This window comes from Streptomyces sp. 2-1 (assembly GCF_048564895.1).
Lineage (GTDB): Bacteria > Actinomycetota > Actinomycetes > Streptomycetales > Streptomycetaceae > Streptomyces > Streptomyces phaeochromogenes.
In genome coordinates, this window is the sequence record NZ_CP183383.1 from 9,896,835 (window position 1) to 9,909,687 (window position 12,853).

General features: G+C 70.8%; 13 protein-coding genes. 5 read left to right on the top strand and 8 right to left on the bottom strand.

The features are described 5' to 3' along the window. Positions 1 to 14 precede the first annotated feature (14 nt). Both ACN20J_RS43215 and ACN20J_RS43220 read right to left on the bottom strand, forming a co-directional pair. Positions 15 to 776, bottom strand: a complete 762-nt coding sequence (locus ACN20J_RS43215; protein ID WP_419668118.1) for an SDR family oxidoreductase — start codon at positions 774 to 776, stop codon at positions 15 to 17. Positions 777 to 793: 17 nt separating this feature from the next. Continuing rightward, positions 794 to 1,972 carry a phytanoyl-CoA dioxygenase family protein gene (locus ACN20J_RS43220; protein WP_419668119.1) on the bottom strand — a complete coding sequence of 393 codons (1,179 nt, stop codon included), beginning with the start codon at positions 1,970 to 1,972 and terminating at the stop codon, positions 794 to 796. Between the two features lie 110 nt (positions 1,973 to 2,082). Between ACN20J_RS43220 and ACN20J_RS43225 the strand changes: the two genes are divergently transcribed. The 4 genes from ACN20J_RS43225 to ACN20J_RS43240 all read left to right on the top strand — a co-directional run bounded on the left by ACN20J_RS43225 (position 2,083) and on the right by ACN20J_RS43240 (position 6,307). After that, the gene (locus tag ACN20J_RS43225; protein ID WP_189839287.1) at positions 2,083 to 3,129 is read left to right on the top strand and encodes a LacI family DNA-binding transcriptional regulator; all 1,047 of its coding nucleotides are present in this window, start codon (positions 2,083 to 2,085) and stop codon (positions 3,127 to 3,129) included. Positions 3,130 to 3,788: 659 nt separating this feature from the next. Then, entirely contained in the window at positions 3,789 to 4,580 is a 792-nt protein-coding gene (locus tag ACN20J_RS43230; protein WP_419668120.1) for a sulfite exporter TauE/SafE family protein, read from the top strand. 190 nt (positions 4,581 to 4,770) lie between these two features. Then, complete coding sequence (locus ACN20J_RS43235) at positions 4,771 to 5,748, top strand: TerC family protein (RefSeq protein WP_419668121.1); 978 nt, start codon at positions 4,771 to 4,773, stop codon at positions 5,746 to 5,748. A 25-nt stretch (positions 5,749 to 5,773) separates the two neighbouring features. After that, positions 5,774 to 6,307: a hypothetical protein gene (locus ACN20J_RS43240; protein ID WP_327397727.1), complete on the top strand. Its 534-nt coding sequence runs from the start codon at positions 5,774 to 5,776 to the stop codon at positions 6,305 to 6,307. Between the two features lie 45 nt (positions 6,308 to 6,352). Here ACN20J_RS43240 and ACN20J_RS43245 read toward each other — a convergent pair whose 3' ends face one another. The 5 genes from ACN20J_RS43245 to egtA all read right to left on the bottom strand — a co-directional run bounded on the left by ACN20J_RS43245 (position 6,353) and on the right by egtA (position 11,120). Further along, positions 6,353 to 6,568 carry a dodecin gene (locus tag ACN20J_RS43245; RefSeq protein WP_189839283.1) on the bottom strand — a complete coding sequence of 72 codons (216 nt, stop codon included), beginning with the start codon at positions 6,566 to 6,568 and terminating at the stop codon, positions 6,353 to 6,355. Positions 6,569 to 6,692: 124 nt separating this feature from the next. Beyond that, complete coding sequence (egtD, locus tag ACN20J_RS43250; protein WP_419668122.1) at positions 6,693 to 7,655, bottom strand: L-histidine N(alpha)-methyltransferase; 963 nt, start codon at positions 7,653 to 7,655, stop codon at positions 6,693 to 6,695. Beyond that, on the bottom strand, positions 7,652 to 8,443 hold the full coding sequence (gene egtC, locus ACN20J_RS43255) for an ergothioneine biosynthesis protein EgtC (RefSeq protein ID WP_419668123.1): 792 nt from the start codon (positions 8,441 to 8,443) through the stop codon (positions 7,652 to 7,654). The genes egtD and egtC overlap by 4 nt, the downstream gene beginning before the upstream one ends. Next, positions 8,443 to 9,789: an ergothioneine biosynthesis protein EgtB gene (gene egtB / locus ACN20J_RS43260; protein ID WP_419668124.1), complete on the bottom strand. Its 1,347-nt coding sequence runs from the start codon at positions 9,787 to 9,789 to the stop codon at positions 8,443 to 8,445. The genes egtC and egtB overlap by 1 nt, the downstream gene beginning before the upstream one ends. Next, positions 9,786 to 11,120, bottom strand: a complete 1,335-nt coding sequence (egtA, locus tag ACN20J_RS43265) for an ergothioneine biosynthesis glutamate--cysteine ligase EgtA (protein WP_189839279.1) — start codon at positions 11,118 to 11,120, stop codon at positions 9,786 to 9,788. The genes egtB and egtA overlap by 4 nt, the downstream gene beginning before the upstream one ends. 257 nt (positions 11,121 to 11,377) lie before the next feature. On the opposite strand from egtA, the gene ACN20J_RS43270 reads away from it, so the two are divergent. Next, positions 11,378 to 12,304 (top strand): TIGR02452 family protein, encoded by a 927-nt coding sequence (locus ACN20J_RS43270; RefSeq protein WP_419668125.1) that lies wholly within the window; start codon positions 11,378 to 11,380, stop codon positions 12,302 to 12,304. Here the strand turns inward: ACN20J_RS43270 and ACN20J_RS43275 are convergent. Further along, positions 12,289 to 12,735: a type II toxin-antitoxin system PemK/MazF family toxin gene (locus ACN20J_RS43275; protein WP_361914510.1), complete on the bottom strand. Its 447-nt coding sequence runs from the start codon at positions 12,733 to 12,735 to the stop codon at positions 12,289 to 12,291. The genes ACN20J_RS43270 and ACN20J_RS43275 overlap by 16 nt on opposite strands. Positions 12,736 to 12,853: the final 118 nt, after the last annotated feature.

Genomic DNA, 12,853 nt, shown 5'->3' on the forward strand with positions numbered 1-12,853 from the left:
GCCCAGGGGGCGGTTCAGTCGAGTCCGCCGAAGACGATCTGGTCCCAGTCGATGACCGAGCCGGTCACCACACCGCTGCGGTCGGAGAGCAGGAAGACGACGAAATCGGCGATCTCGTCGACCTGCCCGATCTTGCCCATCGGCTGGGACGCGGCGGCCTTCTCCAGCCAGTCGTCGCCCGCACCGTGGAAGGCACGCTGGGTGGCGTCCTCGCCCTCGGTGTCGGTCCAGCCGATGTTGAGTCCGTTGATACGGACACGGTCCCAGCGGTGCGCGTGGGCCGCGTTGCGGGTCAGCCCGGCGAGCCCGGCCTTCGCCGCGACGTACGGGGCGAGGAAGGGCTGGCCGCCGTGCTGGGCGCTGGAGATGACGTTGACGACCGTGCCGGGGCCCTTGCGCGCCACCATGTCCGCCACCGCCGCCTGCATCGAGAAGAACGGCGCCCGCAGATTGATCGCGATGTGCGCGTCGAACAGCTCCGGCGTGGTGTCCAGGAGCGAACCACGTGACGTCAGCCCCGCCGCGTTGACCAGGCAGTCGACACGCCCGTACGCGTCCACGGTCTGTACGACGCTGTCGCGCGCCTGAGCGGCGTCCGACAGGTCCGCGCGTATGAAGCGGGCGCCGGTGACCGCGGCGAGTTTCTCGCCGACGTCGGCCCGGCGTCCGGTGAAGACGACGGTCGCGCCTTCGCGTACGGCCGCCCGGACGATTCCCGCGCCGACGCCCTGGCTGCCGCCGTTGACGAGGACGACCTTGTCCTCAAGCAGTCCCATGAGTGCGTTGTTCTCCTTCAGCTCCGGCGGCGCTTGGCGCCCGCCTGTAGTTCCTGGCGGAGCCGGGCCGGGGCCCAGCCCTCGGCGACTGCCTGCCAGAGGGTGTCCGCCTGGGAGGGCGGAGCGAGACCGTCGACCGGCGGGTCGAGGTCCAGGTTGGTGGGGAAGGGGTAGCCCTCGGCCGTCGCGGCGACCACGCGGCGCAGCCAGCTCTCCGGGACGCCCTCCTCCTTGCGGCGCAGCAGCACCGGGAACAGGGCCACAGCCATGGCCTCCCGGTCCACGGACTCCATGGCGCGGCCGAAGGCGGAGGAGATCTGCAGCAGGTTGGCCATGCGCTTGATGTCCGCCGAGCGGTTGTGTCCGGCGGCGTGGAAGAGCGCGGGGTTGAAGAACACCGCGTCGCCCTTCTCCAGCGGGAGCTGGACGTGATGCTCCTCGAAGTACGCGATGAACTCCGGGCGCCGCCAGGCCAGATAGCCGGGCTCGTACTTCTGAGAGTGCGGCAGGTACAGCGTGGGCCCGGACTCGACGGGCATGTCGCAGTGCGCGACCGCGCCCTGGAGCGTCAGCACGGGGGAGAGACGGTGGACGTGCGCGGGGTACGCGGCGGCGACGTCGTTGCTCAGGAAGCCCAGGTGGTAGTCGCGGTGCACGCTCTGCGCGGCGCCACCCGGGTTGACCACGTTGATCTGCGAGGTCACCTGGTAGCCGGGGCCGAGCCAGGCCTCGGCGGCCAGGGCCAGCATGTCGTTGGCGTAGTAGTCCGCGAACACCTCCGGCGCCCGCACGGCCACCTTGTCCAGGGCGTTCCACACCCGGTCGTTGGCGCCGGGCTTTGCGAAGTGGTCGCCGCGGGCCGTGCCGCTCGAACGTTCCTCCTCGATCAGCGCGTTGAAGGCGCCCGAGGCCGCGTCCACGACGGCCGGGTCCGTGAACGCGCCCTTGAGGACCACGACTCCGGGCCCGTCCAGCAGGGCCCGCACCAGTTCGGCCTGCACCTCCCGGCGCCCCTGCGGAGTGACCGCGAGATCGCGGATCCGATCACTGACGTAAACCAGGACGTTCTGTTCGATCCGCTCGGCCGTGGGATACGCCTGCGGCTCGGTGCTCTGCTCGACCAGCGAGCGGAACGCGTCGAGATCGCAGTCCTCGTCGCTCAGCCAAGTCGGTGCTCCCGCCTCCTTGGGGGACATCCCGGGTCCTTTCGCCATGCGTGCTTTTCTGCCAGTCTTGTGAACCAGAGCCCGTCATTCAATCCGCAGAGACCCATCAAAAGTCCATCATTGAGCTTTCGGGGACCGCCATGCGACATCCGTATCCGATCAGAGAGATCGCCCGCCAGGCCGGTCTGAGCGAAGCCACGGTCGACCGGGTCCTCAACGACCGGGGCGGCGTACGGGAAAGCACCGTCATGGAGGTGCGCCAGGCCATCAAGGATCTGGACCGTCAGCGCACCCAGGTACGCATCGGCGGACGCACGTTCATGATCGACATCGTGATGCAGACGCCGGAGCGGTTCTCCACCGCCGTACGGGACGCCCTGGAGGCCGAACTGCCGTCCCTGCACCCCGCCGTGGTGCGATCACGCTTCCACTTCCGGGAGGCCTGTCCCGCCTCGGACCTGATCGCGACCATGGACAAGATCGCGAAACGCGGTTCGCAGGGCGTGATCCTCAAGGCCCCCGACCTGCCGGAGATCGGCGCGGCCGTCAGCCGGCTGGTCGCGACGGGCATCCCCGTCGTCACGCTGGTCAGCGACCTGCCCAGCAGTGCGCGCATGGCGTACGTGGGAATCGACAACCGGGCCGCGGGCGCCACCGCCGCCTACCTCATCGGGCAGTGGCTCGGCGACCGGCCCGGCAACGTGCTCGCCACGATCAGCCGGGGCTCCTTCCGTGGTGAGGAGGAGCGCGAGATGGGCTTCCGCAGCGCGATGCGGATCGCGCAGCCCGGGCGTTCCCTGGTGGAGGTCACCGACAGCGACGGCCTGGACGCCACCCAGCGGGACCTCGTCCTGGAGGCCCTCAAGCGGGACGAGGACGTCATCGCCGTCTACTCCGCCGGTGGCGGCAATGCCGCGACCCTCGACGCGTTCGACACCCTCGGCCGGGAGTGCGCGGTCTTCATCGCCCACGACCTGGACCACGACAACACCCGCTTCCTGCGCGACCGTCGCCTCTCCGCCGTCCTCCACCACGACCTGCGCCAGGACATGCGCCGAGCCTGCCAAACCATCATGAGAGCCCACAAGGCCCTCCCGGACGAGGGTCCCTTCCTGCCGTCGGCGATCCAGGTGGTGACTCCTTACAACATGCCGCCGGGGGTGCCGTTGGCGGAGTACGCGGGCTGAGGCCTTTTCTTCGCCCCCGCCGCCCCTACCCATTCCCGTCCCTGCCTCAGGGGCTCCGCCCCCGAACCCCCGTATCGCGCTGCCGCGCTCGTCCTCAAACGCCGGACGGGCTGGGTGGGTGGGGGTTGGCGTGGGTGGGTGGGTTGACCGGGGGTGGGCGGAAGATCGGCCTGAACGGCCTTGTCCTCAAGCGCCGGACGGGCTGGGTGGGACGGGGCTGGCGGGGTGGGTGGGGTGACCGGGGGTGGGCGGAAGATCGGCCTGAACGGTCTCGTCCTCAAACGCCGGACGGGCTGAGATGTGCCTGGGCTGGGCTGTAGAGGTTCAGCTCAGCCCTCGAAGTCTTCAGCTCGGCCCTGCAAGTCTTCAGCGCAGCCCCCGAAGTCTTCAGCGCAGCCCTCGAAGTCCTCAGCTCGGCCCCGAATTCTTCAGCCCGGGCCGCGAATTCTTCAGCCCCTCCGGCGTTTGAGGAGCGGGGGTTCGGGGGCGGAGCCCCCGAGTAAGGGACGGGAATGGGTAGGGGCGGCGGGGGCGAAAAAACCCGCGAGCCCCCGGGATGCCAACACAAAGAAGACCCCGCCGTCTGTATATGCAGACGGTGTCCCTAATATGGAACGCCGCCGCACGCCACCCACACCCGTAAAGATCAAGAGGCCAACGTGCAAGCGCTGATAGCCGGCCCCCCAACCCCCGGCGCCGCACTCCTCCTCCTGGCCGCAGGCATAGCCTCCGGCCTGGCCGGCTCGATAGCAGGCCTGGCCTCCCTGTTCAGCTACCCCGCCCTCCTGGCCGCAGGCCTCCCACCCGTGGCGGCCAACGTCACCAACACGGTCGCCCTCTTCTCCAACACGGTCGGATCCGCGGTCGGCTCCCGCGAGGAACTACGAGGTCAACGCACCCGACTCGTCCCCCTGGCCATCACGGCGGCCCTGGGCGGCGCGACAGGCGCGGCCCTTCTCCTCGGCACCCCGTCGAAGACGTTCGAACTGGTCGTGCCGTGGCTCATAGCCCTCGGCTCGGTCCTGATCCTGGCCCGCGAACCCCTGCGTCGACTCACCGCAAGACTCAGCCCCGGCCAGGACTCCCTGCCGAAGCTCCCACTGGCCTGCGCAGTCCTGCTGGTCGGCCTGTACGGCGGCTACTTCGGCGCAGCGGCGGGCGTCCTCATGCTGGCCGTCCTCTCCCTGTCCACGACGGAACCCCTGAGGGTGACCAACGCGGTCAAGAACATCGCCACCGGCGCGGCCAACGTCACCGCGGCCGTCGCCTACGCGTTCCTGGCCCCGGTCGACTGGAGCGCGGCCCTCACGCTCGGCCTGGGCTGCTTCGCGGGCGCCTGGATGGGACCGGCCGTCGTACGCCGCCTGCCCGAGGCCCCACTCCGCATAGCGATCGCCCTCGCCGGCCTCGGACTCGCATGGAGCCTGTGGCACGAGGCAACCACATCCTGAACGCCGACCAAGCCGACCAAGCCGACCAAGCCGAATACGCAGCCCACGCAGCCCAAGCCGACCACGCAGACCGCACCGACACGGTGCGGTGCGTATGCCCGGACGTGGCCGTTTGTTTACCTTCTGGGGGTGGTTTCGCTCCTGATACCTGACAACGCTGTCAGTTCGCACCATCAGCCCCGGAGGAACAGTGAACGTCTCCCTTGGCGTGTGGGCGCTGTCTGTCGCAGTGCTCTGCGCGCTCATCGCCGTGGACTTCTTCATCGGCCGCAAACCCCATGAGGTCTCCCTCAAGGAGGCAGGCATCTGGAGCGCGGTCTGGGTCGCCCTCGCGGTGGCGTTCGGGATCGGACTGCTGGTGGTCTACGGAGGCGGGCCCGCGGGCGAGTTCTTCGCCGGATACATCACGGAGAAGTCGCTCAGCGTCGACAACCTCTTCGTCTTCGTCCTGATCATGGCGAAGTTCTCGGTGCCGGCCCAGTACCAGCAGCGCGTGCTGATGGTCGGCGTGCTGGTGGCACTCGTCCTGCGCACGATCTTCATCGCCGCCGGCGCCGCGATCATCTCGACGTTCTCCTGGGTCTTCTACATCTTCGGCGCGTTCCTGATCTGGACCGCGTGGAAGCTCGTCCAGGACGCCCGAAAGGGCCACGGGGACGAGGAGTACGAGGAGAACAAGCTGCTCAAGGCGGTCGAGCGGCGCTTCGGCGTGGCCGACCGCTACCACGGCACCAAACTGTGGATCGAGCAGAACGGCAAGCGGGTGATGACCCCGATGCTGGTGGTCATGCTGGCGATCGGTTCCACGGACGTCCTGTTCGCCCTGGACTCCATCCCGGCCATCTACGGCCTCACCGAGGAGCCGTACATCGTCTTCACCGCGAACGCCTTCGCGCTGATGGGCCTGCGGCAGCTGTACTTCCTGATCGGCGGCCTGCTCAAGAGGCTCGTCCATCTCTCGTACGGGCTGTCGATCATCCTCGGCTTCATCGGCGTCAAACTGGTGCTGCACGCCCTGCATGAGTCGGGGGTGCACGTCCCGGAGATCAGCATCCCGTTCTCGCTCGGCTTCATCGTCCTGGTGCTCGGGGTGACGACCTTCACCAGCCTGCGGGCCTCGAAGAAGCAGCAGGCGGAGACGGACTCGGAGACGGAGTCCGTGCCGTAGAGAGCGGCGCCCTAGGGTTGGCCGGGTGACGAACACCAGCAGGCCACGCCCCGGATCCGACGCGCGCGGCGGTGCCGGCGGGCGCGGGCCCCTCGCCGTATTCGACCTCGACGGCACCCTCGCCGACACCGCGCACCGGCAGAAGTTCCTGGAGCGCAAGCCGCGCGACTGGGACGCCTTCTTCGCGGCGGCGCCGGACGATCCGCCGCTCGCGGAGGGCGTCGCCCTCGCGCTGGAGCACGCGCGGGAGTGCGAGATCCTCTATCTGACCGGGCGGCCCGAGCGCTGCCGCAAGGACACGGAGGCCTGGCTCGCCGCCCAGGGCCTGCCCGAGGGCCGCATCCGGATGCGGCGCAACGACGACCGCAGGCCCGCTCGGCGCACCAAGCTGGAGATCCTCCGCGAGCTGGCCCGGAACCGTGAGATCCGGGTGCTCGTGGACGACGACGAGCTCGTGTGCGAGGACGCCGAGCGGGCCGGCTTCACCGTCGTACGGGCGCGCTGGGCGGCCGCGTCCGAGGCGTTGAAGGTGGCGCAGGAGCGGGAGGGGCGGACCTGAGGGGTCCGCGCCCCCGCTCGCCGCGGCGGTGGGGATCCGCAGAGGTCAGCCCGCGTCCTCCAGGCGGAAGCCGACCTTCAGGCCGACCTGGTAGTGCTTGATCTGCCCGTCCTCGATCTGGCCGCGGACCTGGGTGACCTCGAACCAGTCGAGGTTGCGCAGGGTCTGCGAAGCCCGGGAGATGCCGTTGCGGATCGCCTCGTCGACGCCCTCGTGCGAGCTGCCGACGATTTCGGTGATCCGGTAGGTGTGGTCGGACATGCGGGTGCTCCTCTCCGCCGTGGCCCGTGTGCCACGCGTCATTCCACGGTGCCGCACGAGGCGGGGGACCGCGAGATGTAGGCCCGAGGGACATGGGTCCGTACGGGTTCCCGGCCGGTGCTGGTCACCGGGCCGTGCTCAGCGACAGCGCGAACCTCCCCTGCGGGTCGGTCCACCAGTGCGTGAGGTCGAGTCCGGCCGCCGCCAGTTCCGTCCGTACGCCGTCCTCGCGGAACTTCGCCGACACCTCGGTGCGCATCTCCTCGCCCTCCGCGAAGTCCACGGCGAGGTCGAGCGCGGGGATCTTCACGGTCAGCGCCGAACGGGCGCGCAGCCGCATCTCGATCCACTCCCGCTCGGCGTCCCAGAGGGCGACATGGGTGAACTGGTCGGGGTCGAAGTCGGCGCCGAGTTCGCGGTCGACCACGGTCAGCACGTTCTTGTTGAACTCGGCCGTCACCCCGGCCGCGTCGTCGTAGGCGGCGACGAGGACCGACTCGTCCTTGACCAGGTCGGTGCCGAGCAGCAGGGCGTCGCCGGGCGACAGCAGGGAGCGTACGGATGCCAGGAACGCGGCGCGTTCGGCGGGCAGCAGATTGCCGATCGTGCCGCCCAGGAACGCGACGAGCCGCGGACCGGGCGTGTCGGGCAGCACGAGCCCACCGGTGAAGTCGGCGATCAGCGCGTGCACATCGAGCGAGGGACGCTCCGCGATCAGCGCCTGCCCGGCCTGGGTGAGCGCGCTCTCGCTCACGTCGACCGGCACGTACGTGTGCAGGTCGGGCATGGCGTCGAGCAGGTGACGGGTCTTGTCGGAAGACCCGGAGCCCAGCTCGACGAGCGTGCGCGCGCCGGTCGCCGCGGCGATCTCGGCGGCCCGGGCGACGAGGATCTCGCGCTCGGCCCGCGTCGGGTAGTACTCCGGCAGTTCGGTGATCTTCTCGAAGAGCTCGCTGCCGTGCGCGTCGTAGAACCACTTCGGCGGGAGCGTCTTGGGCGTGCGGGTCAGGCCGTGCAGGACGTCGGCGCGCAGGGCGGCGTCGGTGGCGTCCTCGGGCAGGGTGCGGGTGACGAGGAACGGACTCACGTACTGGGCTCCTTGGGTGCGGCGGATGCCATGTGTTCTTCCACGTCCTTGAGCGGGGTGAGCAGGACGTCCGTGCGGCTCGCGGCCAGCAGCGTGCGGTCCGGCACCTCCTGCCAGTGCGGATCGTCGTCGTACGGCTCGGACGCCACGACCGTGCGCCGGCCGGGCTCGGTCAGATACCAGAGCGTGTCGCCCCAGGCGGTGGCGGCGATCACCTCGCCGTCGGTGAGCAGGAGGTTGAGCCGTGAACCGGGGGCCGCCGCCGCGACGTCGAGGACCGTGTCGGCGAGCGCCTGGCCCTCCTCGTCGCCGCCGCGCAGCCGGTTCAGGACCAGCGCCCAGACGAGCGCCGAGTCGCAGCGCGCCTCCATCGACAGCAGGTCCTCGGCCGGCAGTGTCCGGGCGAGCGGGGCGAGCGAGCGCGGCCAGCCGGCGACCGCGCCGTTGTGGCTGAACAGCCAGGTGCCCGCGGCGAACGGTGCCGCCGCGGCCTCCCCGTCCGCGCTGGCCACGGTCGCGTCGCGCACCGCGGCGAGCAGCGCGCCCGAGCGCACCACCCGTGCGAGGTCGGCGAACGAACGGTCGCCCCAGATCGGCCCGGTACGCCGGTAGCGCGCCGGCACCGGATCGCCCTCGGCATACCAACCGACTCCGAAACCATCGGCGTTGACGGTCCCGTGCTGTTGCCGCCGTGGCTCCCACGACTGCCGGAAGAGGCTGTGCGGCGGATCCACGAGAAGCCGTCCGAGCCGCTCCTCAGGGCCCAGGAACGCGAGATGACGGCACATCAGACGGTCTCCGGATCGGCGTCCCGGGCGGTACGGAACCCGGAGAAGATCTGCCGGCGGATCGGATAGTCCCAGTTGCGGAACGTCCCCCGGCAGGCCACGGAGTCGACCGCGAACGAACCACCGCGAAGCACCTTGTACTCGGGCCCGAAGAAGACCTCCGAGTACTCCTTGTACGGGAAGGCCGCGAAGCCCGGGTAGGGGAGCAGATCGCTGGACGTCCACTCCCACACGTCACCGATCAACTGCCGTACGCCGAGCGGGGACTGGCCCTCCGGGTAACTGCCGGCGGGGGCCGGCCGCAGATGGCGCTGGCCGAGGTTGGCGTGCTCGGGCGTCGGGTCCTCGTCGCCCCACGGGTAGCGCGTGGAGCGGTCGGCCACCGGGTCGTGACGGGCCGCCTTCTCCCACTCCGCCTCGGTCGGCAGCCGCCGGCCCGCCCAGCGGGCGTACGCGTCGGCCTCGTACCAACTGACGTGCAGCACGGGCTCGTTCGCCGGTACGAGCTCGGTGACGCCGAAGCGCCGCCGCAGCCACTGCCCGCCCTCCCGGCGCCAGAACAGCGGCGCCTCTATGGAGTGGGTCCGGATGTGGGACCAGCCGGCGGGCGTCCACCAGCGCTGGTCGGTGTAGCCCCCGTCCGCCATGAACGCCTGGTACGCGCCGTTGGTGACCGGAGTCGTGTCGATGTGGAACGGCGGCACGAGCCGCTGGTGCGCGGGCCGTTCGTTGTCCAGCGCCCAGGGCTCGGTGGACGTGCCCATCGTGAACGGGCCACCGGGGACCAGCACTTCGGCCGGTCCGTTGAACGCCGGGTCGGGCATGGGGTCCGGCGCCGTCAGTGCCGCCGGTCCTCTGCGCAGCTGATGGGTGATCAGCATCGTCTCGTCGTGCTGCTGTTCGTGCTGGGCGATCATGCCGAAGGCGAAGCCCGCCTCGGTGAGCTGTATGCCCGTGCCCTGGAACGAGGCGCTCTCCAGGACGTCCAGCGCCCGGCCGCGCACCTCGGCCGCGTAGTGGCGGGCCTCGGCGGGCGGCAGCAGCGGCAGCGAGGGCCGCTCGGAGCGCGGGTGCTCGAACGCGTCGTAGATGCCGTCTATCTCGGGCCGCATCGCGTCACGGCCGGCGACCGTCCGCAGCAGCCACAGCTCCTCCTGGTTGCCGATGTGCGCGAGGTCCCACACCAGCGGCGACATCAACGGTGAGTGCTGGGCGGTCAGTTCGGGATCCTCCACACAGGAGGTCAGGAGCGCGGTGCGGTCACGGGCCGTGGTGAGCGCCGCCAGCGCGCGCTCCCTGAGCGTCTCCGGATCGGTGGGGGAGGAGTGGGTGTCGGGGTCGGTCATGTGCGGATGTCCTTCCCGGGGAGCAGGTGTTGCGTGCTCCGGAGGTCCGTGCCGTTGAACAGGTGGTCAGTGCCGTCGGCGTGGTCGAGGATGTCGTCGGCGGGGCAGCGGCCCCGGGCCACATAGCGGTCGGTGAACTCCGCGACCGCCTCCTGCACCTCGGGGCTCGCGCCGATCCGGGGCAGGGCGTCGGCGGCTGCCGCGAAACAGGTGACGGCGGCCTCGCGCAGCTCGGGGTCGGTCAGGCCTGCGCGGGCGGCGGCCGTCCACAGCGGGTTCCGCGGCGCGGGCAGCGAGCCGGCCCGCTCGGCGAGCGGCTTGACCGTCCGGTACGCGGTCTCGGCGGCCTCCGCGTCGTCGAACAGTGCTGCCGTCACGGCGAGCGGCACGATCCAGCCGTTCTCGCCCGACTGCGCGTCGATCATGCGCAGCTCCAGATGGCCGCGCGGGCGCACCGGCGGGAACAGGGTCGTCTGGTGGTAGTCGAGGTCCTCCCGGTCGGGCGGTGCGTCGGACCGGGTCCACGCACGGAAACTCAGCCCCTCCGGAACGTCCCAGGGGCCGCTGGGCGCCCGGACGCACATCACCGGCGCGTCCAGGACGTGCCGGGCCCAGGCCGTCCGCGGATCGCCGTCGAGGGGCGGGGCACTGGTGCGGCCCGGATCCATCGCGGCCCACAGGGACTGCCGGGTGGAACGCCAGCCCGTGGGCTGCCCACAGGCCATCGGGGAATTGGCGAACGCGGCCACCAGGACAGCGCCGAGCTGATGCGCGAGCCACCAGCGCCGACCGTGCCCGAGCGGGCCCGGCTCCTCGTACCCGGCGTCCAGACAGACCTGGACGGAGGCGGAGGTGCACATCATGGCGCGGCCCTCGGGGCCCGTGCGGTCGAGGTAGGTCTCCATGGCGTCGTAGCGCGGGTCATGGAGGAAGCGGGTGGGCGGGTTCCAGGGATCCTGGCCGAGGCCGCTGAGGGCCAGGTCCGCCTCGCGCAGTACCGCGCGTACGGCGTCGAGGTCGGCGGACACGGACCCCACGCACTCCATCAGGGAGGCGGCGGGAGCGGAGCTGAGCTCCAGCTGACCACCCGGTTCGACGGTGAGCGCCGAACTCAGGGGCAGGGCCCGCAGTGCGGCGTAGGCCGCTTCGAGACGTTCTGGTGGTACGGGGAGTCGCGGGGAACGCGACTCGTGGACGAGCCATTCGAGTTCCACACCGAGGAATCGGGGCGGGCCGGTCTTGAAGCAGATGCCGCGGACCAGCGCCTCCACTTCGGCCTCGGTGACGGCGGAGCGCCGGGGCTCCGTACAGTCACTCACCGAATCGGACATGTCGGGATCCTCCTGAGATTCCATCCATGCCGCCGGCCCGGCGTCGGATGGACCGGGCCGACAGTCGCTCGTCCCACCCAAGACCCTTACGGCTCCTCGCACAAGGGTGCGTATCGTCGCTTTTGGGGCCGGGAAACTCTGTTGCGGCGCTATACCAGGATCGCTCACCATGCGTTCATGAGCACGACGGGGGATGCGACGGGGGAGTCGGGGGAGATCGCGCGGGACGCGATCATGGCGCGTACAGGGGTGGCGCCATGAGCGCCCGCCTGCGCGGGATCGCGCGGCAGACGGAGGAGATCGTCGCGGCGGGTTCGTACCGCGCGAACGACGGACGCACGGTGTCGATCGCCGCGGCGGTGGCCGCCGCACGGCAGGGCACGCGGATGTACGGGCCCGGGCCCGTGGAGATACCGCCGACCAGTCCTACGGACGCGTCGCCGACCGGCCCGGTGAAGACGTTCTTCGAGGTCACGGGCGAGAGCAGCCTGGAGGCGGCGCTCCGGCTGACCGGCCCGGTGGCGGTCCTGAACTTCGCCTCGGCCCGGAACCCCGGCGGGGGCTATCTGAACGGCGCGCAGGCCCAGGAAGAGGCCCTGTGCCGGGCCTCCGCGCTGTACACGTGCGTGATGGAGGCCAGGGAGTTCTACGACCACCACCGGGCACACCGCGACCCCTTCTACACCGATCGGGTGATCCACTCACCCGCCGTCCCGGTCTTCCGCGACGACCGGGGACAGCTCCTGGACGAGCCGTACACCGCCGGATTCCTGACCGCAGCCGCGCCCAACGCCGGAGTGATCCTGCGCACGGCCCCGGAGCGCGCGCCCGAGCTGCCGGGCGCCCTCGCGTCACGGGCCGAGCGGGTGCTGGAAACGGCCGCGGCGCACGGCTACCGACGGCTGGTGCTCGGAGCCTGGGGCTGCGGCGTCTTCCAGAACGACCCGGCGCAGGTGGCGGGCGCCTTCCGCGCCCTGCTCACGGACGGCGGCCGGTTCGCCGGCTCCTTCGAGCACATCGTGTTCGGAGTCCTCGACCGTACGAAGGGTGCGGTGGTCCTGAGCGCCTTCGAGCGGGCGTTCCGGGAGGTGCCGGAGGCAGAGGTGCCGGAGGCAGAGGTGCCGGAGGCAGAGGTGCCGGGGACAGAGGCCCTGGAGGCGAAGGCGGCTCAGCGCCAGCCGTAGCGCTCCCGCAGCCGGTGCACCACCGAGTTGAACCGCATCCGGTCCAGCGCGCACGCCTCCCGCCGCATCCCCTTCTCGTGCAGCCGCAGCACCCGGTCCGTGTCCACCCAGGAGTCGCGCCCCGACCGGTCCCACGGCCCGCTGCCGATCGGCACCCACTCCCGGTCGCCGTCGTGCCGCTTGCTCGACAGCTGCACGGCGAGAAACGTCCCGGCGGCCTCACGGGCGACGACCAGCACCGGCCGGTCCTTGCCCCGCCCATCGTTCTCTTCATAGGGCACCCAGGTCCACACGATCTCGCCCGGGTCCGGGTCGCCGTCGTGCGCGGGCGAGTACTCGGTACGCACCTGACCCACTCGACGCGGATCCGCTTCGACGGTGGCGGCGGGCCCGGAGCGCCCGGGAACATCTTGCTCGGCAGAGGCAGTCACGCGGCACACGGTAGCCCGCGCCCCTTTGTGGACAGGAGCGCGGGCCGCTGTTTTTCAGGGGCGCGGGGCAGTGACATCATGCGGCTCCGCCGCGTGGGCGCGCTCAGCCACGCACAAC